This is a genomic window from Pararhizobium mangrovi, assembly GCF_006516965.1.
Lineage (GTDB): Bacteria > Pseudomonadota > Alphaproteobacteria > Rhizobiales > Rhizobiaceae > Pararhizobium_B > Pararhizobium_B mangrovi.
In genome coordinates this window covers 93,163-113,639 of record NZ_VHLH01000005.1, presented here as the reverse complement: position 1 = coordinate 113,639, position 20,477 = coordinate 93,163, and the positions used below count along the sequence as shown (strand labels likewise).

At 65.2% G+C, this 20,477-nt stretch carries 19 protein-coding genes; 12 read left to right on the top strand and 7 right to left on the bottom strand.

The window, feature by feature from the left end; all coding sequences use genetic code 11:
• The first annotated feature begins 57 nt into the window (after window positions 1–57).
• A complete protein-coding gene (locus FJU11_RS04540) occupies window positions 58–1,425 on the top strand; it encodes a GH1 family beta-glucosidase (protein ID WP_141165836.1) in 1,368 nt (455 codons plus the stop codon).
• Window positions 1,426–1,428: 3 nt separating this feature from the next.
• Here the strand turns inward: FJU11_RS04540 and FJU11_RS04535 are convergent, their stop codons facing one another.
• Together FJU11_RS04535 and trhO are read right to left on the bottom strand one after the other, a co-directional pair.
• Complete coding sequence (locus tag FJU11_RS04535; protein ID WP_141165835.1) at window positions 1,429–2,487, bottom strand: Atu2307/SP_0267 family LLM class monooxygenase; 1,059 nt, start codon at window positions 2,485–2,487, stop codon at window positions 1,429–1,431.
• 106 nt (window positions 2,488–2,593) lie between these two features.
• The gene (gene trhO, locus FJU11_RS04530) at window positions 2,594–3,541 is read right to left on the bottom strand and encodes an oxygen-dependent tRNA uridine(34) hydroxylase TrhO (RefSeq protein ID WP_141165834.1); all 948 of its coding nucleotides are present in this window, start codon (window positions 3,539–3,541) and stop codon (window positions 2,594–2,596) included.
• A gap of 157 nt (window positions 3,542–3,698) precedes the next feature.
• Between trhO and FJU11_RS04525 the strand changes: the two genes are divergently transcribed.
• The 6 genes from FJU11_RS04525 (at window position 3,699) to FJU11_RS04500 (ending at window position 11,023) form a co-directional block, all read left to right on the top strand.
• Complete coding sequence (locus tag FJU11_RS04525; RefSeq protein ID WP_141165833.1) at window positions 3,699–4,580, top strand: N-acetylmuramidase domain-containing protein; 882 nt, start codon at window positions 3,699–3,701, stop codon at window positions 4,578–4,580.
• 91 nt (window positions 4,581–4,671) lie between these two features.
• Window positions 4,672–5,325 carry a 2-dehydro-3-deoxy-phosphogluconate aldolase gene (locus FJU11_RS04520; protein ID WP_141165832.1) on the top strand — a complete coding sequence of 218 codons (654 nt, stop codon included), beginning with the start codon at window positions 4,672–4,674 and terminating at the stop codon, window positions 5,323–5,325.
• A 213-nt stretch (window positions 5,326–5,538) separates the two neighbouring features.
• Window positions 5,539–6,276 (top strand): tellurite resistance TerB family protein, encoded by a 738-nt coding sequence (locus FJU11_RS04515; protein ID WP_141165831.1) that lies wholly within the window; start codon window positions 5,539–5,541, stop codon window positions 6,274–6,276.
• A 143-nt stretch (window positions 6,277–6,419) separates the two neighbouring features.
• Window positions 6,420–7,286: a MipA/OmpV family protein gene (locus FJU11_RS04510; RefSeq protein ID WP_235890818.1), complete on the top strand. Its 867-nt coding sequence runs from the start codon at window positions 6,420–6,422 to the stop codon at window positions 7,284–7,286.
• A 55-nt stretch (window positions 7,287–7,341) separates the two neighbouring features.
• Window positions 7,342–9,123, top strand: a complete 1,782-nt coding sequence (locus FJU11_RS04505) for an SLC13 family permease (RefSeq protein ID WP_141165829.1) — start codon at window positions 7,342–7,344, stop codon at window positions 9,121–9,123.
• A 112-nt stretch (window positions 9,124–9,235) separates the two neighbouring features.
• Entirely contained in the window at window positions 9,236–11,023 is a 1,788-nt protein-coding gene (locus tag FJU11_RS04500) for an SLC13 family permease (RefSeq protein WP_141165828.1), read from the top strand.
• Here FJU11_RS04500 and FJU11_RS04495 read toward each other — a convergent pair.
• Window positions 11,004–12,197, bottom strand: coding sequence for a pyridoxal phosphate-dependent aminotransferase (locus FJU11_RS04495; RefSeq protein WP_141165827.1), 1,194 nt, complete (start codon window positions 12,195–12,197; stop codon window positions 11,004–11,006). The two genes, FJU11_RS04500 and FJU11_RS04495, sit on opposite strands and share 20 nt — an antisense overlap.
• Before the next feature lie 149 nt (window positions 12,198–12,346).
• On the opposite strand from FJU11_RS04495, the gene FJU11_RS04490 reads away from it, so the two are divergent.
• Both FJU11_RS04490 and FJU11_RS04485 read left to right on the top strand, forming a co-directional pair.
• A complete protein-coding gene (locus FJU11_RS04490; RefSeq protein WP_141165826.1) occupies window positions 12,347–13,039 on the top strand; it encodes a GNAT family N-acetyltransferase in 693 nt (230 codons plus the stop codon).
• Window positions 13,036–13,245: a hypothetical protein gene (locus FJU11_RS04485; RefSeq protein WP_141165825.1), complete on the top strand. Its 210-nt coding sequence runs from the start codon at window positions 13,036–13,038 to the stop codon at window positions 13,243–13,245. Before FJU11_RS04490 ends, FJU11_RS04485 begins: the two co-directional genes overlap by 4 nt.
• 37 nt (window positions 13,246–13,282) lie before the next feature.
• Here the strand turns inward: FJU11_RS04485 and FJU11_RS04480 are convergent, their stop codons facing one another.
• Both FJU11_RS04480 and FJU11_RS04475 read right to left on the bottom strand, forming a co-directional pair.
• Window positions 13,283–14,182, bottom strand: a complete 900-nt coding sequence (locus FJU11_RS04480) for a LysR family transcriptional regulator (RefSeq protein WP_141165824.1) — start codon at window positions 14,180–14,182, stop codon at window positions 13,283–13,285.
• Window positions 14,183–14,186: 4 nt separating this feature from the next.
• Window positions 14,187–14,756 (bottom strand): YgjV family protein, encoded by a 570-nt coding sequence (locus FJU11_RS04475; protein WP_210242838.1) that lies wholly within the window; start codon window positions 14,754–14,756, stop codon window positions 14,187–14,189.
• Window positions 14,757–15,277: 521 nt separating this feature from the next.
• On the opposite strand from FJU11_RS04475, the gene odc2 reads away from it, so the two are divergent.
• From odc2 to FJU11_RS04460, 3 genes are all read left to right on the top strand, one after another.
• On the top strand, window positions 15,278–16,411 hold the full coding sequence (gene odc2, locus FJU11_RS04470; RefSeq protein ID WP_141165823.1) for an ornithine/lysine decarboxylase: 1,134 nt from the start codon (window positions 15,278–15,280) through the stop codon (window positions 16,409–16,411).
• Between the two features lie 114 nt (window positions 16,412–16,525).
• Window positions 16,526–17,095, top strand: coding sequence for a GNAT family N-acetyltransferase (locus tag FJU11_RS04465; RefSeq protein ID WP_141165822.1), 570 nt, complete (start codon window positions 16,526–16,528; stop codon window positions 17,093–17,095).
• A 160-nt stretch (window positions 17,096–17,255) separates the two neighbouring features.
• Window positions 17,256–18,236, top strand: coding sequence for a DUF6414 family protein (locus FJU11_RS04460; RefSeq protein ID WP_141165821.1), 981 nt, complete (start codon window positions 17,256–17,258; stop codon window positions 18,234–18,236).
• 14 nt (window positions 18,237–18,250) lie between these two features.
• Here the strand turns inward: FJU11_RS04460 and FJU11_RS04455 are convergent, their stop codons facing one another.
• The gene (locus FJU11_RS04455) at window positions 18,251–19,237 is read right to left on the bottom strand and encodes a WD40 repeat domain-containing protein (RefSeq protein ID WP_141165820.1); all 987 of its coding nucleotides are present in this window, start codon (window positions 19,235–19,237) and stop codon (window positions 18,251–18,253) included.
• Window positions 19,238–19,292: 55 nt separating this feature from the next.
• Window positions 19,293–20,381, bottom strand: coding sequence for a CobW family GTP-binding protein (locus FJU11_RS04450; RefSeq protein WP_141165819.1), 1,089 nt, complete (start codon window positions 20,379–20,381; stop codon window positions 19,293–19,295).
• Between the last annotated feature and the right edge of the window lie 96 nt (window positions 20,382–20,477).

Sequence of the window (20,477 nt, the reverse complement as noted above, 5' to 3'; positions counted from 1 at the left end):
CCGTTGCGGTTCAACACCTGCATCGTTGCAGTACGCGTCGAACCGGAGGAGACGACCATGCCCGATGCGAAGACACTCGCCGAACGCTTCCCGAAGGATTTCCTCTTCGGCGTCGCCACGGCCTCCTATCAGGTGGAAGGCGCGGTCGCGGAGGATGGTCGCAAACCCTCGATCTGGGATGCGTTCTCGAAGATGCCGGGGCGCGTCTACGAAGGGCATACGGGCGAGGTCGCCTGCGACCACTATCACCGGCTCGAGGACGACCTCGACCTGATGGTCTCGCTCGGCATCGAAGCCTATCGTTTCTCGATCGCCTGGCCGCGCATCGTGCCCGAAGGTGTCGGACCGGTGAACGAAGCGGGGCTCGATTTTTACGACCGCCTCCTCGACGGCTGCCGGGATCGCGGCATCAAGACCTTCGCCACGCTCTATCACTGGGACCTGCCCTTGATGCTGATGGGCGATGGCGGCTGGGCGGCACGCTCCACCGCCCACGCGTTCGAGCGCTATGCGCGCATCGTGACGGCGCGGCTCGGAGACCGGCTCGATGCGATCGCGACCTTCAACGAGCCATGGTGCTCGGTCTGGCTTTCGCATCTCTACGGCGTGCATGCGCCAGGCGAGCGCAGCATGGATGCGGCGCTGGCCGCCCTCCACACGACCAATCTCGCGCACGGGTTCGGCGTGCAGGCGATCCGCGGCGAGCGTTCGGATTTGCCGGTCGGTATCGTCTACAACCCGATGGCGGTGATCCCGGCAAGCGACAGCGATGAAGACCGAGCGGCGGCCGAACGCGGCTTCGATTTTCACAATGGCAGCTTCTTCGGCCCGGCGTTCAAGGGTGCCTATCCCGAAAGCTTCATGGAAGCGTTCGCGGATCGCATGCCGGCGATCGAGCCGGACGACATGGCGACGATCGCCCAGAAGCTCGATTTCATCGGCATCAACTATTACTTCCCGATGCGCGTGCACGACGATGCATCGAGCGACGCCGTCTTTCCGCGCACGAAAGAGGGCGCACCGGTCAAGCCCGAGAAGACCGATATCGGCTGGGAGATCGATTCCGACGGGCTTTCCTTCGTCATCCGCAAGCTTGCCGAGCGCTACGACCTGCCGGACCTCTACATCACGGAGAACGGCGCCTGCTACAATATGGGCCCGGACGCGGACGGCATCGTCCACGACGCGCCGCGCATCACCTATCTCGAGGATCACCTGTCGGTCGTCGCCGATCTCGCTGCCGACGGCATCGCGCTCAAGGGCTATTTCTGCTGGTCGCTGATGGACAATTTCGAGTGGGCCGAGGGCTACAAGATGCGCTTCGGCCTCGTCCACGTGAACTACGAAACGCTGGAGCGCACGCCCAAGGAAAGTGCTGTCTGGTACCGCGATCTGATCGAGGCGCACCGCACGGCGAACGGCTGAAGATCACGCAGCCGGGATCGTCTCCCCGGCGAGCGCCTTTCGGACTTCCGGCGCCACGCGCGTTCCGTAGAGTTCGATCGCCTCCATCAAGTCGCGATGGTCGATGATGCCGATCGCCATCTGGATCACGAAGCGGTCGAACCCGCCGAAGATTTCGTGGTGGGCGAGGATCTTGTCGACCATCTCGGCCGGGCTGCCGAGGAAGATCGCGCCGGACGGTCCGGAAAGAGCCTCGAAATGCGGGCGCGTCATCGGCGAAAAGCCGCGTTCCTCGGCAATCCGGTTCATCACTTCCGCCTGCGGAAGGTAGAAGGTCTCGGCCGCCTTCTCGCGCGTCTTGCCGACGAAGCCGTGAACGTTGAGGCTCGTCTTCAGCTTCGCCGCGTTGTGACCCGCTTCTCTCGCTGCCCGCCGATAAAGCTCGAAGAGCGGTGCGAAGCGGCGCGGTTCGCCGCCGATGATGGCGATCGCGAGCGGCAGGCCGAACTGCGCCGCCCGCACGACCGATTGCGGCGTGCCGCCGACGGCGATCCACAGCGGCAGGCTGCCGTTCACCGGCCGGGGATAGACGCCGCGCCCATCGATCGGGGCGGTATGCCGCCCGCCCGGCCACGTGACGTGCTCGCCTTCGTTGAGTTTCAGGAGCAGGTCGAGCTTTTCCGAATAGAGCGTGTCGTAATCGGCGAGGTCGTAGCCGAAGAGCGGGAAGGATTCGATGAACGAGCCGCGCCCGGCCATGATCTCCGCGCGCCCGTGGCTCAGATTGTCGAGCGTCGAAAATTGTTGGAAGACGCGGATCGGGTCGTCGGAACTGAGGACCGAAACGGCGCTCGTCAGGCGGATCGACTTCGTACGCATGGCGGCAGCGGCAAGCGCGACCGCGGGCGCGGACGAGGCATAGTCCGGCCGGTGGTGCTCGCCGAGGCCGAAGAGGTCGAGCCCGACCTGATCGGCAAGCTCGATCTCCTCGATCAGGTCGTTCAGCCGCTTTTCCGCGTCGACCCGCTCGCCCGTGACCGGGTTCGTGCCGACGTCGGCGAAGGTGTAGAGACCGAATTCCATGACCGCACTCCATGCGTTGCGCGTGGTTCCCGCATGGAAGTAACGACGAAACGAGCCTCGCGCCAATCGCAGGCGGTGAACAGTCCTTCCAGCGATGCGCGGTCTTTCAGCCGAGATGCGCCTTTCCGCGCGTGGCGGCGAGCGCGACCTGACGCTGGCGCTCGCGATAGCGTTGGCGATCTTCCTCGTCGCGTTCGCCGAAGCAATGCGGGCACGAAACCCCGGGCTCGAATGCGTTCGAAGCGCGGTCTTCCGGCGTCAGCGGGCGGCGGCACGCGCGGCAGAGGCTGTGTCCGCCTTCCTTCAAGCCGTGCGTCAGCGACACGCGCTCGTCGAACACGAAACAGGCGCCGTCCCACAGGCTTTCGTCGGCGGGCACCTCCTCGAGATATTTCAGGATGCCGCCCTGAAGATGAAAGACGTCCTCGAAACCTTCCGCCTTCAAAAACGCGCTCGCCTTTTCGCAGCGGATGCCGCCGGTGCAGAACATGGCGATCTTCTTGCGCCCGTTCAGGGCTTCGCTCCCGCGCGCCCATTCGGGAAAGTCGCGAAAGCTCTCGGTCCCGGGATCGAGCGCGCCGCGAAACGTGCCGAGCGCAGTCTCGTAGGCGTTCCGGGTGTCGATCACGACGGTGTCCGGGTCCGAGATCAGCGCGTTCCAGTCCTTTGCCTCGACATAGGTGCCCGCACCGGTTTCGGGATCGAGGCCGGAAACGCCCATGGTGACGATCTCTCGCTTGAGCCTGACTTTCGTTCTTAGGAACGGCATCGTCGCCGCGCGGCTTTCCTTGTGCCGAAGGCCGGCAAGCGCGGTGTCGTCCCGCAGGAAGTCGAGGACCACGTGCACACCTTCGTCCGGGCCGGCGATCGTGCCGTTGACGCCTTCTTCGGCGAGCAGGATCGTGCCGTGCACGCCATTCTCGCGGGCAAGTGCCAGCACCGGCGCGCGAAGGTCGGCGAAATGGGGCAGGCGCGCGAAGTGATAGAATGCCGCGACGAGGAAATCGCCGCCGTCCGTCGCGGTTGCCGCGGTTGGGGAAACCTTTGTGCTCATGCGTGCGAATTAATCGCTCGCCGGCCTTCGCGCAATCGCCGCCAGGTCCGGCGGGTGGTTCCGTGCTTCCAGCGTTCTCCAAAGCGGCGATACCGCGTCCCCGGATCGGCCAGCCGGTGCACCATGGAGCGCACCGAAACGCGAAGGGAGATCGGCGATGATGGACGACGAAGCGAGACGGACGATCGCGGCGGCCGCACGCATGCACGGGCTGGAGCCGGCCGCGCTCGAAGCGGTGGTCGCGGTCGAAAGCGGCGGCCGGGTGACGACGGAGGTCGACGGTCGGCGCGAGCCGCTGATCCGCTGGGAGGGGCATTATTTCGACCGGCTGTGTCGGGACGAGGTGCGTGCCGCTGCCCGCAAGGCCGGGCTTTGCGCGGCCGGGGCGGGTGTCGTTGCCAACCCGCCGGGACAGGCGGCGCGCTGGTCGCTCCTGCGCCGGGCGGCGAAGCTCGACCGGGCGGCGGCCTACGAATCGGCCTCCTGGGGGGTCGGGCAGGTCATGGGCGCACACTGGCGCGCGCTCGGCTATGGGAGCGTCGAGGCGTTCGTGGAGGACATGCGCGCCGGGCTCGCCGGCCAGCTTCGCGGGATGCTCGCCTTCATCGCCGATGCCGGGCTGATGGCGGCGCTCGCGAGGAAGGACTGGACCGGCTTCGCCCGCGGCTATAACGGCCCGGGCTTTCGTCGGAACGCCTATGCGCGCAAGCTCCGCGAGGCCTACGAGGCGGCCTGTGCGGGAAGCGGTGCGGGCGAGGGTGCGGCCCTGCTGAAGCGCGGTTCGAGAGGTCCCGCCGTCACGCGCCTCCAGCAGGCGCTCGCAAGCCAAGGCGCCGCGCTCGAAGCCGACGGCATCTTCGGTTCCGCGACGGTGCGCGCCGTGAAACGCTTCCAGCATGCCAACGACCTCGCGGCCGACGGGATCGCCGGGCCGCGGACGCTCGCGGCGCTGAAGGGGAAGCGTTCGTCGGTGCTGTCCTGCCTTGCCACCGCACTCTCGCGCCTGGCCGCGTGTTTCGGTATCGCCCGCACGGCGTAGCGCCTAACCGGGTCACGGCGCCCTGCGACGGATGGACATCGCCGGGCGCCGTGGCTAAAGCGAACGCTCCTCGAAACTCAGGAGCGCGCTCATGGCCCGAACCACCGATACGCTCGTTTCCATGCTGCAGGCACAGCCCGTCGTGCCTGTGATCGTCGTCGACGACGCCGGGAGCGCCGTGCCGCTGGCGCGGGCGCTCGTCGCCGGCGGGCTGAAGGCGATCGAGATCACGCTGCGCACCCCGCCGGCCCTCGACGCGATCCGTGCGATCGCCGCGGAAGTGCCCGAAGCGATCGTCGGTGCCGGTACGATCCTCAATGCCAGGCAGTACCGCGAGGCGGAAGCGGCCGGATCGAAATTCATCGTCAGCCCCGGCATGACACAGGAACTGCTCGACGCCTCGTCGAAATCGGACGTTCCGCTTCTTCCCGGTGCCGCGACGGCAAGCGAGGTGATGGCGCTTGTCGAGGAAGGCTACACCATGCTGAAGTTCTTCCCCGCCGAACAGGCGGGTGGGGCCGGGTATCTGAAGGCGCTTTCCTCGCCGCTCGCCGGCGTCAGGTTCTGCCCGACCGGCGGCGTCTCGGCGGCGAACGCGCCGGACTATCTCGCATTGCCCAACGTCGTATGTGTCGGCGGCTCGTGGGTCGCGCCGAAGAACCTCGTCGCAAGCGGCGACTGGGACGCGATCACCGGGCTTTCGAGCGAGGCCGCGACGCTCGGCACCGGCACGATTTCCGTCTAGAGCGCTGGACCTGACTGAATCGGGTCCAGCGCTCTGTCCCTTCGGTTTGCTCATCGTTTACGACGCCGGACTGGGTCAGTCCGGCTGGAAAATGCTCTGGGAATCGCTCGCCGATCGCGTGAAATTCAGGGCGTCGGATGGCGCGCGCGCCTTTCGATCCCCATGTCCGTTTCGTGCTCATCAACCCTCGTTCGAGGCAATGGAGAAACGGACATGTTCGATGCGAAGCGGCTTCTCGACCAGCTCGTCGGCGGCCAGACTGCCGCCGGCAGCACCGGCAATACCAATCCTTCCGGAGGCGCCGGCGGGCAGGGCGATCTGCAGAATCTCGGCACGCAGGCGATGGACATGATCCGCCGCAATCCCGGCAAGGCGGGCTTGCTCGCCGCTGGCCTGCTCGGGACCGGGTTCGGCCGCAAGCTCGCCGGTTCGGCCCTTCGATACGGCGGGATGGCCGCCATCGCCGGGCTCGGCTACCACGCCTATCAGAACTACAAGTCGGGCAACCGGCCGGGTGCCGGCAATGCCGGCGAGGCGCCGGAAAAGCTGCCGGCGCGCGGTGAGACGGGTTTCCACGTCGATGCCGAGGACACCGAGCCGGAATTCGCGCTCCTTCTCGTTCGCGGCATGATCGCGGCCGCCGCGTCGGACGGGCATATCGACGATCAGGAACGCCAGCGGATCCTCGGCCGCCTCGAGGAGAGCGATCTCGAAGGCGACGCCCGATCGTTCCTTCAAAAGGAGATCGACGAGCCTGCGGATATCGATACGCTCGTTTCCGGCGCGAAGACCGAGGAGCAGAAGGTCGAGCTCTATACCGCCTCGCGTCTGGCGGTCGAACCGGATACGCGCGCCGAGCGCGGCTATCTCGATCTGCTCGCCGGCCGTCTCGGCCTGCCGGACGATCTCGTCGAGCATATCGAGGCGACGGTATCTTCCGCCGAAAGCTGAAATGCCACAGTGGCTTCGCGAAACATCCCCGGCAGGTGCCGGGGATGGCGACGCAGCTTGACACGATGGCACGAACCCGGACATTTCCATTCGAATGATTGGATACCGCGCCCGTTCGAGGCGTCGGAGAAGGGTTGAGTATCGTGAAGGTCATCACATTGCTTCTGGCCGCGTCAACGGCGGCGGTCTCGTTCGCCGCGGTGCCGGCCGCGCGCGCTGCCGACGTGACGGAAGAAGCGCCGGCATCCTATGCCGCGCCGGTCGTCGACGACAAGGGCAACTGGGGCTTCGAGGTCGGTGCCATCGGTCTGACCAAGCCGAAATACGAGGGCTCTTCGCAATACCGTTTCCTCGGCTTCCCGATCGTCATCCCGCACTATTACGGCGACAACTACGATCCGAAGACGCGCTCGCGCTTTTCCTTCCGCGGTCTCGACGACGTGCGCTACGCCGTGCTGCGCTACGGCGATCTCGATATCGGACCGCTCGCCGGCTACACCTTCGGGCGTGACGACAGCGACGGGGCTCGTCTCAAGGGGCTCGGCGACGTCGACGGCGGCGTCATCCTCGGCGGCTTCGCCGAATATCATTTCGACCCGTTCTTCGTGGACGTCGCACTCGGCGACCAGATCACCGGCGATGCGAGCGGCGCCTATACGGTGAAGGCGGGCGTCGGCGCCGATTTCGCGGTCACCGACCGGCTCGTCCTGTCGCCGTATCTGAGCGCCACCTACGCCTCCGGCGACTACATGGACAAATATTTCTCCGTCACGTCGGCCCAGAGCGCGCGATCGGATGCCGGCCTCGACCGTTTCGATGCAGACGCGGGCATCAAGGACATCTCCTTCCAGATCGAGGGCAAGTACCGGCTCTCGAAGCGCTGGTCCGCACGCAGCACGCTCGGCTACAGCCGGCTCGTGGGCGATGCCGCCGACAGCCCGGTAACGGCCGATGCCGACCAGTTCTCGGCGCTCGTCGGCCTGACCTACACGTTCGGGCGCACGGACTGATCGCGTCTGCCGCCCGCGCGCACGTCTTCATGACCGTCACGGCCGCAGCGCGACGATGATCGCTGACTTCATCGCAACGAACGCGGCCATCGTCTCGCTCGCGATCGTCGCGCTCATGCTCGCGGGCTTCCTGAGCGAACGCTACCCGCCGGCCGTCGTCGCCGCCGGCGGGGCGGCAACCTTCATGGTGCTCGGATACGTCCAGCCGGACGAGGCGATGGACGTCTTCTCGAACTCGGCGCCGATCACCATCGCGGCGATGTTCATCCTGACGGGCGCGCTCGTGCGCACCGGCGTGCTCGAGGCCGTCGGCAGCTTCGTCATGAAACGCGCGAACCGCCATCCCGTGCCGGCCACCGGTTTCATGCTCGCGGCGACGACGGCCGCCTCCGCCTTCATGAACAACACGCCGGTCGTGCTCGTTCTCATTCCGGTCTTCATCCGGCTCGCAAAGACGATCGGAACGGCGCCGACGCGCTTTCTCATTCCGCTTTCCTACGCCGCGATCCTCGGCGGCACCTGCACGCTGATCGGCACGTCGACCAATCTGCTCGTCGACGGCGTGGCACGCGGCAACGGGCTCAGGCCGTTCTCGATCTTCGAGATCACGCCGATCGGCATCGTCGTGGTGATCGCCGGTTTCGTCGGCATGTCGATCTTCGCGCGCTTTCTCCTGCCCCACCGCATGGCGGCCGGCGCCTACGATGCCGAGGACGAGGCGACCTATCTTTCCGACATCGTCGTTCGCGGCGAGAGCCCGTTTGCCGGAAGGGCGATCGGCCGGATCGCCGAACTGACCCGCGACGCGATCACGATGCTGGCGGTCAAGCGCGGCAGCGAGACGCTGCGCAGCGAACTCGACGAGGTCGTCCTTCAGCGCGGCGACATCCTCGTCGTCCAGGCGAGCGAGACCGAACTTCTGACGCTGAACGAACTCGAAGGCTTGCGCGTGGGCAGCCGAACGGTCGTACCGGCATCCGACAACATGGTCTCCGTCGAGGCGATCGTCGCGCCCGGTCACGGCGGCATCGGCCAGACGGTGACGGAGTTCGGGCTCGGTCGGCGCTTCGGGGTGCGCGTTCTCGGCGTCCACCGCCACCGCCACATAGCCGGGCCGGACATGGCGAGCGTGCGCATGCGCCCAGCCGACCGCCTGCTCCTGCGTGGCCCGGAGGAAAACCTCACGGCGCTTTCGCGCGAGGCCGATCTGATTTCGCTGAGCGCGCCGCGTGCGCGCGCCTTCCGACGCTCCAAGGCGCCGATCGCCATCCTCGCGCTCTTCGCCGTCGTGGCGCTTTCGGCCGTCAATTTCATGCCGATCGGCCCGCTGGCGCTGATCGCGGTGGCGGCGATCCTGCTTCTCAACTGCATCGACGGCGACGAGGCCTGGGGCTCGCTCGACGGTTCGATCCTCGTGCTGATCTTCGCCATGCTGATCGTCGGTACGGGCCTCCAGAAGACCGGCGCCGTCGAGGCCGTGGTCGGCGCGATCACGCCGCTGATGAAAACGCTGCCGCCTGCCGCCACGCTCTACGTGCTCTATTTCGTGACCGTCTGCCTGACCGAGCTCGTAACGAACAACGCCGTCGCCGTCATCGTCACGCCGATCGCGATCGGTCTGGCAAAGCAGCTCGGCGTCGATCCGCGCCCCTTCGTGGTCGCCGTCATGTTCGCCGCCAGCGCGAGCTTCGCGACGCCCATCGGCTACCAGACGAACACGCTCGTCTACGGCGCGGCGAACTACCGCTTCGTGGACTTCCTCAAGATCGGCATTCCGATGACAATCATCGTCGGGCTTTCGAGCTGCACGGCGATCTATCTCTTCATGGGGTTGTAGGGCGCGCGCCGCGCCTCGAATTTGCCCGGTTTGATCGGCTAGTCTCGATCAGACCGAGAACCGGGGCGGGAGGGCCCGCCGCGGCTGAAGCGCTCGACGAGCACGTTGCTGCATGCCCGTCCCGTTCATCGCCGACCATTCCGTGGCCGTCGCGCTTGCCGTTCTCGGGCTCGTCTTCGTCGGTTTTCTCACCGAACGCTATCCGCCGGCCGTCATGGCGACGGGAGGCGCGGGTCTCTGCCTGCTGCTCGGCCTCGTCTCGACGGACGACGCGATGAAGGTCTTTTCCAATTCCGCGCCGATCACCATCGCGGCGATGTTCGTGCTTTCGGGCGCGCTCGTGCGTACCGGCGTCATCGAGACGCTCGCCAACGCCACGTTGACGCGGGCGACGCGACGCCCGATGTTCGCGGTGGCCGTCATGCTGGCCGCGACGATCGTCGCGTCCGCCTTCGTCAACAACACGCCGCTCGTCGTCGTCATGATCCCCGTCGTCGCCCGGCTCGCGCGGGCGATCGACATCGCGCCGACGCGTCTGCTCATTCCCCTGTCCTATGCCGCGATCCTCGGCGGAACGTGTTCCCTCATCGGCACCTCGACGAACCTTCTGGTCGACGGCGTCGCGCGCAAGGAGGGGCTCGCCGCCTTCTCCATCTTCGAGATCACTCCGGTCGGCATCGTCGCGGCCCTTGCGGGTCTCGCGGTGATGGTGCTGCTCGGCCGCTGGCTCCTGCCCGACCGGCCTTCGCTCGTCGATCCGGCCGGGGGCGTCGCCAACCTCTATCTCAGCGACGTGCTCCTTCGCGGCGAAAGCGCCTATGAAGGGCGCCGGCTCGGCGAGACGTCCGCCTTTTCCCATGACGGCGTGAACGTCAGGGCGATCCGGCGCGGCAAGACCTTTCTGCGCGACAGGCTCGCCGACGTCGTCCTCGAACGCGGCGACGTCGTCATCGTCGCGGCGACTGGCGAGGAACTGACCTCGCTCGCCGCCAATCCGGGTCTGCTCGTCGGTTCCAGGCGCGGGCTCGTCGGCGCGGACAAGGTCGTCACCGGCGAGGCGATCGTATCGCCCGGACGAAGCGGCGTCGGCCTTTCGCTCGCCGAACTTTCGCTTGCCCAACGCTACGGCGTGCGCGTACTCGGCGTGAACCGCCATCGCCACATGGCCGGTCCCGATCTCGAAAGCCTGCGCCTGCGCGCTGCCGACCGGCTTCTTCTTCAGGGGCCCGAAGCCGCCTATGCCGGTCTTTCGCGCGACAACGACCTGATCCTGCTTTCGGCGACCGGGCCGCGCGGCTTTCGCCGCGGCAAGGCGCCGCTCGCCATCCTTGCGCTCGTCGGCGTCGTCGCGCTTGCCGCCTTCGACGTGCTGCCGATCGGGGCGCTCGCACTGATGGCCATGGCGGCGATCCTGATGCTGCGCTGCATCGACGGCGACGAAGCCTGGAGCTCGATCGACGGCTCCATCCTCGTTCTGATCTTCGCCATGCTGATCATCGGGCAGGCGCTCGATTCGACCGGCGCCGTCGAATATCTGGTCGCGCTGATGTCGCCGACCCTTTCGGGCCTGCCACCGCTCGTGACGCTGATCGCGCTCTACGTGCTGACCTCGTTCCTGACGGAGGTGGTCACCAACAACGCGATCGCCGTTATCGTCACGCCGCTTGCGATCGGCCTTGCCAAGCATATGGGGCTCGACCCGCGCGCCTTCGTGGTCGCCGTCATGTTCGCCGCCAGCGCCAGCTTCGCGACGCCGATCGGCTACCAGACGAACACGCTCGTCTACGGCGCGGCGAACTACCGGTTCGCCGATTTCCTGAAGATCGGCGTGCCGATGAACCTCGTCGTCGGCGTCGCGACCTGCGTGGCGATCGTCGCCTTCATGGGGCTTCATTCGTAAGGAAGTCGCCGATCCGCGCGAGTGCGCGCTCGATGTTCTCCTCGGAATTGGCGTAGGAGATGCGCAGATAGCCTTCGCCGTGAACGCCGAAATCCGGCCCGGCGATGAGGGCGACGCCGGCTTCCTCCAGAAGCTTCGAGGCGAGCGGCTTCGCCTTCCATCCCGTGCCGGCAATATTGGCGAACGCATAGAACGCGCCCTTCGGCGTCGTGCAGGTGACGCCCGGCAGTGCGTTCGCACGTTCGACGACGAGCTTTCGCCGCCGATCGAAAGCGGCGAGCATTGCCTCGACGTCGTCCTGCGGCCCGTCGATCGCGGCGATGCCGGCGATCTGCGTCACGGCATTCGCGCAGGACCAGCTGTTGACGGCGAGCTTGCGTGCGCCCTCCTTCAGACGCGCTCCGGCGCCCGCGGCGGGCCAGATCGACCAGCCGAGGCGCCAGCCGGTCATCGCCCAGGTCTTCGACCAGCCATTGAGCACGATCAGCCGGTCGCGGATGGAAGGGAACCGGAGAAGCGAGGTATGCGCCTCGCCGTCGTATGTCATTGCGTCGTAGATCTCGTCTGAAAGGATCGCGACGTGCGGATGCGCTTCGAGGCCGGCGACGAGTTTTTCGATCTCCGCGCGCGGGGTGACGCCGCCCGTCGGGTTGGCCGGCGAGTTGACGATGAGGAGACGGGTTCGCGGGGTGATCAGCGCAAGCGTCTCCTCCGCCGAGAAGGCAAAACCGTTCTCCTCGCGGATCGGCACGGGCACGGCCTTCGCCCCGGTATAGTCGATCAGCGAGCGATAGATCGGAAAGCCCGGATCGGGATAGCAGATCTCCGCGCCCGGTTCGCCGAAGAGCGCGATCGCGGCGAACATCGTCGGCTTGCCGCCGGGCATGATCATTACGTCCTGCGGGGAAATCTCGATGCCGGTGGTCGTCAGCGTCCGGCGGACGACGGCCTCGCGCGTTTCCGGCATGCCCTCGGCAGGCGTGTAGCCGTGGTAGCCGTCGCGCAGCGCCCGGATGCCGGCCTCGACGATGTGTTCCGGCGTTCGGAAATCCGGCTGGCCGATGCCGAGATTGACGATGTCGCGCCCCTGCCGCGCGAGCGCGTTCGCCCGCGCCAGAACGGTAAAGGCGTTTTCCTCGCCGATGCGGTCGAATGCGGAATTGACGTGAAGCATGCGGCTTTCCCCGGTGTGACGCTTTCTTCCATAGCCCGAACGTGCGCACGACCCAATCCGCCTTCGACAGGGCAGGGCGGAGGCTTGCTTCGCGGAGCGATCTCCTGTCCTATCCGCCGCGCGATTTCCATGAAGGGCAAAACGAAGACATGCGGGACCTCAGCGGATGGACGGGCTGCGAACGGCCGCAGCGAAGGGTGCTCGAGGGCGAATATGTCCGTCTCGAACCACTCGATGCCTCCCGGCACGGCGACGATCTCTTCGCCGTATCGAGCGTGGCCGATGCCCGGGATCGTTTCGCCTGGCTGCCGGAACACCCGCCCGAAAGCCGCGAGGCCTTTCAAGTCTGGATGGAGCGCGCCGAGACGAGCGAGGATACCCTGTTCTTCGCGGTCGTCGAAATCGAGAGCGGGCGCGCTTTGGGCCGGCAGGCGCTGATGCGCATCGACGCGGCAAACGGCGTCGCGGAGATCGGCAACGTCTATTGGGGACCCGGGCTTTCCCGCAAGGCGGGTGCCAGCGAGGCGTTCTTCCTGATGGCGCGATACGTTTTCGAGGATCTCGGCTATCGCCGGTTCGAATGGAAGTGCAACGCGGCGAACGCGCCCTCGCGCCGCGCCGCGCAACGCTTCGGCTTCACGGAAGAGGGCGTCTTTCGCCAGCATATGGTGGTCAAGGGTGCCAACCGCGACACGGCATGGTTTTCCGTGCTCGACCATGAATGGCCGCTCGTTTCCGCAGCCCTGCGCGAATGGCTGGCGCCCGGCAATTTCGACGCGGCGAACCGGCAGCGCGAGCGGCTGGAGGCGATCCGGGCGCGTATCGCTGGGCCCGACGCATGAAGCGGGAGGACCGCTCGGCCCTCATCGCGGCGGCGATCATCTGCTTCTTCGCCTTCGGCGGCTGGTTCGTCCTGCCGCCGATCATGCAGTGGCTCGGCACCTTTTCGCCATGGCTCGCGCTTGCCGTCGCCATCGCCTATGTCGGGGCGTTCTTCGTGCTCTTCTGGCTGCGCGCGCGCTACCAGCGTCGCAGGCGGCGACCCTGAAGCGCATGGCGGGTCGCGCGAGAAGGCAAGCCGCCGATCACGTCCGGTCGTTCGCCTTGAACCATTCCGTCAGCGCATCGACGAAGGTGCGCGTCTTCGCCGGCAGGTAGCGGCGGTGCGGATAGATCGCGTAGATGCCGCGATCGGCCGGCGTGAACGATTCGAGGACGCTCGTGAGAGCCCCCGTCTCGATCGGCCCGTCGGCGATGAAATCGGGGATGACGGCAAAGCCGAGCCCGGCGCAGGCGGCCCGCATGGAGGCGATGGGGCTGTTGACCTCGATGCGGCCGTCGACGTTCACCGTGAAGGGCGTCCTGTCCTCGTCCACGAAGCGCCAGTTGTTCAGCGATCGGCTGTTGGTGTCGACCACGCAGGGCAGGCGGGAGAGATCGCGCGGATGCGTCGGCAGCCCATGCTGCTCGAGAATTGCCGGCGTCGCGCAGAGCCTGAGCGCGAACGGGGCGAGCTTGCGGGCGATGAGCCCGGAGTCCTCGAGCTGCGAAATGCGGATGGCGACGTCGAAACCCTCTTCCACGAGATCGACGAAGCGATCGTCGGCATGGATCGCAAGGACGATGTCGGGGTGCCGGTCCGCGAAATCGATCAGCGACCGGCCGATTTCGGCGTCGACGAAGGTCCGGGGAGCGGAAATGCGCAGCTTGCCCTTGAGGTCCGAGTTGCCTTCGCGCACCTGGTCCGCAAGCTCGTCGATCTCGCGCACCAGATCGTTCGCGCGGTGGTAGTAGGTCCGTCCGGCTTCGGTAAGTGAAAACTGACGCGTCGTCCGGTTGAGAAGCAATGCGCCGAGTTCGTCCTCGAGTTCGCGCACGTATTTCGAAAGCAGCGCCTTCGATCGGCCGAGCTTGCGCGCGGCGGCGGTGAAGCCTTCGGCGTCGACGACCTCGATATAGGCGCGCATTCGCGTCAGCGTATCCATGGTCTCACACCCTTTTCTTCGTGGCAGGGCCGATGCGTGGGCCGGAGCGGGTTCGTTCCGACACCAGCCGCACGATGGTCACGAGGTTCGTTGCGAGGATAGCGATATCCGCCATCATGGCACCCAGAGAGCCGACCAATGCGTTGGTGCCGATCCAGCAAAGGGTGGCGACGATCAGCATGACGCGCATCGTGATCCCGCGTGCCATGAACATGGCGACGGCACCGGAAATGCCGGCGCCGAGTGGCAGAAGATCGCCGGGTCCGCGCCATGCGAAGGCAGCGATCGCCACGTTTGCCGCGATGATCCCGGCCATGGCGGCAACGCTTCCCTTGAAGCGTCTGGCAAAGACGATCCGCAGGATGACGAGAGCGGAAATGCCGGCGCCGACCCAGGCTCCGAAGAGCACGTATTGTAGGGTGAACGCGACGTTCGCAAGGATCAGAACGGCGAGAAGCCGCTCGTCGCTTCGGCTCGCGAAGGCCGCCAGACACAGCACGAGCGCGACGAGGCCCACGCACTGACCGGCCACCGCGGTTGGCGTCGACGTGTCGAGGAACGGGATCTTTGGCACTGCGCTTCCCCATCGACGAACAACCTCATGTTGCCGTTTTCCCTCTGCCTGAACCCTTTTTCAAGGGTGGCGCAGAAAGAGCTTGAAGCGGCAGGCGATTTTCATTATCTCGCCCTTGCCCAAAGTCGCACGTGCCTGTGGGTGTCCGCCGATCCCTCGTCATGGTGAGGGACCCGGCAAGGTACCTGGAGCTAACCCCTCCAGTCGCTTCTCCGGCCGATCGGAGAGGGCGAGGACATCTTGAAGCAACGACGGTGCGGGCCTTTCTGGTGTCTGCCGGCTTTCCACCAGCCGGGGTTACTGCAGAGGCACACCTTCATTGCCGAGAGTGCGGTTGGGTCCGTCCCATCCAATCCAAGGCAGACAAAGCGGACCGACGTTTTTCGAAGCGTTGAAGTCCTTTCGTCGCGTCGAGCGATCGCGCGCGTTCCGGGGTCTCCAAAGGCCGGAACCGCAAGGTCTTTCGCACGCCCTTTGTCGGCCGGCCGAAACGCCGGTCAAATGGAATGGGAGCAACGCCTATGGCGACCGACCGTATCCGCGATTTCATCCGTACCACCCGCCCGGACGGCCCCTGCCTCGTCGTCGACCTCGACGTCGTGCGTGACAACTACCGCGCCTTCGAGCGCGCGCTGCCCGACAGCCGGATCTTCTACGCCGTCAAGGCGAACCCGGCTCCGGAAGTCCTGAAGCTGCTCGCCGACATGGGCTCCAACTTCGACACCGCTTCGGTGCGCGAGATCGAGCTTGCCATGGAAGCCGGCGCGGACGCGACGCGCATCTCCTACGGCAACACGATCAAGAAGGAGCGCGACATCGCCCGCGCCCATGCGCTCGGCGTCTCGCTCTTCGCCGTCGACAGCCACGAGGAAGTGGAAAAGATCGCGCGTGCCGCACCCGGCGCTCGCGTCTTCTGCCGCGTGCTGACGAGCGGCGAGGGGGCGGAATGGCCGCTCTCGCGCAAGTTCGGCTGCGTGCCGCAGATGGCCGTCGACGTGCTCGTCTATGCCCACCAGCTCGGCCTGACGTCTTATGGCGTCTCGTTCCACGTCGGCTCGCAGATGACCAATCTCGACGCCTGGGACGCGGCGATCGCCGACTCTAAATACGTCTTCGACAAGCTCGCCCGCCAGGGCATTGTTCTCGAGATGGTCAACATGGGCGGCGGTTTCCCGACGCGCTACCTCAAGGACGTGCCGAGCGCCGAGGCCTACGGCCAGGCGATCAAGGGCGCACTGATCGACCATTTCGGCAACCAGCTTCCCGAGACGATCATCGAGCCCGGCCGCGGCATGGTCGGCAATGCCGGTGCGATCAAGGCCGAAGTCGTGCTCGTCTCGCGCAAGTCGGACCTCGGCGAGAACCGCTGGGTCTATCTCGACATCGGCAAGTTCGGTGGCTTGGCCGAGACAATGGACGAGGCGATCCGCTACCCGATCACGACCGACCGGGATGCCGACGAGATGGAGCCGTGCATCATCGCCGGCCCGACCTGCGATTCTGCCGACGTTCTCTACGAGAACACGCCCTATCCGCTGCCGATCTCGCTGACGATCGGCGACGAGGTGCTGATCGGCGGCACGGGCGCCTACACGACGACCTATGCCTCGGTCGCCTTCAACGGCTTCGAACCGCTGCGATCCTACGTCATCTGACCGGCCGCGCCCGACAAGGGCGCGTCCACGGTCCTTTCGACGGCGCGGAATGCGGGACACGGATCCCGCATTCCGCTCTCGCCGGATTGCGTTCGCTTGCCGAGGATCAGGCTCATGACCGAGCTGCTTCAGACCACTGAATTCACCATCGCCTCCGAAACCGCGGCCGACGTGCCCGCGCGCGAGGCGCTGCTCGACCGCGCCATGGGCGAGGGCCGTTTCCGCAAGTCCTCCGAAACCCTGCGCCGCGGCCGCATGCCGGCGGAAGGGCTGGCCTTTGCGGCACGCGACGAAGCCGGAACGCTGATCGGCACCGTCCGCCTCTGGCACGTCGAAGCCGGCATCGACCAGACCGGCACACCCGTTCCAGCGCTCCTTCTCGGCCCGCTCGCCGTCGCCCCGGAAGCCGCGAGCCTCGGCATCGGCTCGGCCCTGATGTGCCACGCGATCGCCGAAGCCAAGACCCACGGCCACCGCGCGATCCTCCTCGTCGGCGACGCGCCCTACTACGCCCGTTTTGGGTTCTCGGCGGAAAAAGCGGCGACGCTGACGATTCCGGGACCGTTCGAGCGGGCACGGTTTCTCGGGCTTGAACTGGTCGAGGAGGCGCTGGAGGGTGCAAGCGGAATGCTTGTGGCGGCGGGCGTACGTAACGTTAGATATCAGGCAGCGGATGCGGCGTAATCTATAGGGAAGAAAAAGCACGAAGACGTAATAATTAACTGTACGCAAATGAAAAAATAGTAAAAAACATAATTCGGAAATTTATACTTAAGTATAAGTGCAGAGTATATGCTGTTTTTACGTTTTCTAAAAAATTATCGTTGAATGCAGAAAGGCACTTATGATGACGGATTACGCGGACCAGTTGCTGGATTTCATGTATGTTGACCGCCCTAAGGTCGCGAGTTTCTTAGCGCAATTTCTTTCTGAGGGTTTGGTCGAGCGTGAAGAAACGACACGTGAAACGAGCGGTTCTCGATCTGGGTCCGTTGGTTTACCGAGCGCTAAAATTCTATCGTTGCTAGGTATCTCAGCCGCAGGTGAGCGCACGAGTGCTAATGCTACATCCGAAAAGCTGATGAAAAATCCCGAATGGGCTCAAGCAAAAGCTCTGGTTCAATATGTTGACGATGCTCAGGCTCAAACGTCGTATTCAGGTAGTTCAATTGGAACTCTGCAAATTGTATCAGGAAATCTTTCGATATACGATCTAACGCCGTTTCGAAAAGCTGCTAGTAACCGCTCACTCATGGATGCTGCGGTAGAGTTTGTCTCTAACAACCCTTCCTTTTTCTTTGAAGAGATAAAAGAAATAGACCGGAAGATTGGTGAACTGGAAGATTCTAAGAGTCGCAATCGAGATACTAGTAAGATAAATTCTGATATTAAAAAATTAAAAGATAAGAGAAAAGACAGGTTAGAAAATTCACCAAACTTTGGTCGATTGCTCGCCGAAGGAATAGCGGAGTTCGCGCGGCAAGCTCCGTTTTCTATAATTGCAATGCTTCAATCGGAAGAAGACATATACTGGTTTACATTAAGAGAGGAATCCCTGCTTCATACGCAGGGAGATACGATCCTCAAATATGGTTTTGATATTGAGGGAAAGTGGTCAGTCGCTTGTGTTGTCGACGGCGAAGATAACTCGTCGAAAGAGCATAAGCTTACCGACTTCGGCGATTTTGGCTTAAGTCAACTTCCAGTCTATGATATGGTTCGAGGTGTTGTTACAGTAAGTAGGAATCTTGCAGGCCGACCATCCAGCTTCCGAAGCTTGATGCCGCTTGTCGTGTATCGAAGTCTTGGCCCATTGTTGAGATGAAACTCTCGCGGCAGCTACCCCGCGATATCCACCACCCCGCAGTCGCCGGCCTCGGAGCCGTAGGCGAGGCGTTTGCCGTCGGCGGACCACGCGAGCGAGGTGATCGGGCCCTTGCCGGGGCGGCGCAGAAGGACTTCCTTCTTGTCGGCAAGGCGGGCGGCAAGCACCATGCCGTCGGAATAGCCGATGGCGACGACGTCTTCGGCCGGGTGGCAGGCGACCGCGACGACCTGGGCATCGCCGCGCGTGCCGAGTTCGAGCGGGGCCTTGCCCATCGGGCCGTCCTTGCCTGAGAACGGCCAGACGACGGCTGCCGGCGCGCCGGAGGAAGCGAGCCATTTGCCCTTGGCGGACCAGGAAAGCGACTTCACCTTGGCCGGATAGCCGGTCATGCGCATGTGGCGGTTGTCGGAGCCTTTGGCGTCAAGCTTCCAGCCGTGCAGCGCGTTTTCCTGCATGGCGGAGACGACGAAGCGGCCGTCCGGCGAAAAGGTGACGCCGGTATGCGCGCCCTTCCATTCCAGTTCGACCGGCTTGCCGCCGGCAGCGGCAAAGTGCAGCGCCACGGCGTTGTAGCGCGCGAGCGCCACGCGAAGGCCCTTCGGCGCGAAGGCGATTCCCTCGACGGTGCGCTCCTCGGCGATCTCCTTCAGGGTGCCGTCAGGAAGGCGCACATAGGCCGTTCGCCCGACGGCAAAGCCGATCGCACCGCGCGGGCCGGCGGCGACCTGAGCGATCCATTTGCGCCCGATCGAAGCCAGTTCCTCGACCGTTCCGTCGGCCGCGATCGCGGTGACGCGACCGTCCTCGCCACTGCAGATCAGTCGGGCGTTGTCGGCATCGAGCGAGGCGCAGAGCAGGCCGTCATGCGCCTCGCTCGCCTTTCCCGTGCCGTCGAGCCGGTGGACGAGCCCGCCGGCCGCAGCAAAGACCGGCGTGTCGCCGAGGAAGGCGGCGGCGACGCAATAATCGTCGATGTCGAAGGGGGCGACGCTCGGCATGGTGCGGTCTCGGGCTGGGGAAGGTGGGTTCGCGATAGCGGGCAGGGTGCGCCGGTCAGGCCTGCGCCTGGCAGGCCATGAAGCTGCGTTCGAGCTTCTCGCGGTCGAGCTCGCGGCCGATGAAGACGATGCGGCTTTCGCGCTTCTCGTCCTCCTTCCATTTGCGCTGGTGGTCGCCCTCGATCAGCATGTGAATGCCCTGCACGACATAGCGGTCGTCGTCGTCGGCAAAGGCGATGATGCCCTTCAGCCGCAGGATGTTCGGCCCGTCCGTCTGCGTGACCTTCTGGATCCACGGAAAGAAACGCTTCGGGTCCATCGTGCCGCCGCGAAGCGAGATCGACGTCACCGTCGCGTCGTGGATTGGAGAGACCGCGCCGTGATGATGATGCGCGTCGCCGTGCGCATGATCGTGCCCGTGGTCGTGATGATGGTCGTGGTCGCAGTCCGGGCCGCAGACATGGTCGGGATCCTCCGCGTCGAGGAAATGCGGATCGTTCTCTAGGGCGCGGGAGAGATCGAAGGCGCCACGGTCGAGCACCTCTTCCAGCGGCACGCCGGCGCGCTCCGTCCGGTGTATGCGCGCCGACGGATTGATCGCGCGCACCGCCGCCTCGACGTCGGCGAGTTCTTCCGGCGTCACGAGGTCGGTCTTGTTGAGCACGACGACGTCGGCAAAGGCGATCTGGTCCTCCGCCTCGCGCGAATCCTTCAGCCGCAACGGCAGGTGCTTCGCATCGACGAGGGCGACCACGGCGTCGAGATGCGTCTTGGCGCGCACGTCGTCGTCCATGAAGAAGGTCTGCGCGACGGGCGCAGGGTCGGCGAGGCCCGTCGTCTCCACGACGATCGCGTCGAAGCGCCCGGGCCGGCGCATCAGCCCTTCCACGACGCGCACGAGATCGCCGCGCACAGTACAGCACACGCAGCCATTGTTCATCTCGTAGATCTCTTCGTCGGACTCGACGATGAGGTCGTTGTCGATGCCGACCTCGCCGAACTCGTTGACGATGACGGCGTAGCGCTTGCCGTGGTTCTCCGAGAGGATGCGGTTCAGGAGGGTCGTCTTGCCCGAGCCCAGATAGCCCGTGAGCACGGTGACGGGGAGCGTCTTCACGCCCGCTTCGGCGACGAGATCGTTCATGGCCTTCGGCTTTCACGTTACTACATAACTGTGCCCGATATAGGCGATGACCGGGCGCGGCGCCACCGCCGCCGGTCGCGCGAGCAAGGAAGACCG

Excerpts from the sequence above, each read along its gene's own strand:
- FJU11_RS04540 (WP_141165836.1), top strand. The coding sequence starts at position 58 with ATGCCCGATGCGAAGACACTCGCCGAACGCTTCCCGAAGGATTTCCTC.
- FJU11_RS04535 (WP_141165835.1), bottom strand. The coding sequence starts at position 2,487 with ATGGAATTCGGTCTCTACACCTTCGCCGACGTCGGCACGAACCCGGTC.
- trhO (WP_141165834.1), bottom strand. The coding sequence starts at position 3,541 with ATGAGCACAAAGGTTTCCCCAACCGCGGCAACCGCGACGGACGGCGGC.
- FJU11_RS04525 (WP_141165833.1), top strand. The coding sequence starts at position 3,699 with ATGATGGACGACGAAGCGAGACGGACGATCGCGGCGGCCGCACGCATG.
- FJU11_RS04520 (WP_141165832.1), top strand. The coding sequence starts at position 4,672 with ATGGCCCGAACCACCGATACGCTCGTTTCCATGCTGCAGGCACAGCCC.
- FJU11_RS04515 (WP_141165831.1), top strand. The coding sequence starts at position 5,539 with ATGTTCGATGCGAAGCGGCTTCTCGACCAGCTCGTCGGCGGCCAGACT.
- FJU11_RS04505 (WP_141165829.1), top strand. The coding sequence starts at position 7,342 with ATGATCGCTGACTTCATCGCAACGAACGCGGCCATCGTCTCGCTCGCG.
- FJU11_RS04500 (WP_141165828.1), top strand. The coding sequence starts at position 9,236 with ATGCCCGTCCCGTTCATCGCCGACCATTCCGTGGCCGTCGCGCTTGCC.
- FJU11_RS04495 (WP_141165827.1), bottom strand. The coding sequence starts at position 12,197 with ATGCTTCACGTCAATTCCGCATTCGACCGCATCGGCGAGGAAAACGCC.
- FJU11_RS04490 (WP_141165826.1), top strand. The coding sequence starts at position 12,347 with ATGCGGGACCTCAGCGGATGGACGGGCTGCGAACGGCCGCAGCGAAGG.
- FJU11_RS04485 (WP_141165825.1), top strand. The coding sequence starts at position 13,036 with ATGAAGCGGGAGGACCGCTCGGCCCTCATCGCGGCGGCGATCATCTGC.
- FJU11_RS04480 (WP_141165824.1), bottom strand. The coding sequence starts at position 14,182 with ATGGATACGCTGACGCGAATGCGCGCCTATATCGAGGTCGTCGACGCC.
- odc2 (WP_141165823.1), top strand. The coding sequence starts at position 15,278 with ATGGCGACCGACCGTATCCGCGATTTCATCCGTACCACCCGCCCGGAC.
- FJU11_RS04465 (WP_141165822.1), top strand. The coding sequence starts at position 16,526 with ATGACCGAGCTGCTTCAGACCACTGAATTCACCATCGCCTCCGAAACC.
- FJU11_RS04460 (WP_141165821.1), top strand. The coding sequence starts at position 17,256 with ATGATGACGGATTACGCGGACCAGTTGCTGGATTTCATGTATGTTGAC.
- FJU11_RS04455 (WP_141165820.1), bottom strand. The coding sequence starts at position 19,237 with ATGCCGAGCGTCGCCCCCTTCGACATCGACGATTATTGCGTCGCCGCC.
- FJU11_RS04450 (WP_141165819.1), bottom strand. The coding sequence starts at position 20,381 with ATGAACGATCTCGTCGCCGAAGCGGGCGTGAAGACGCTCCCCGTCACC.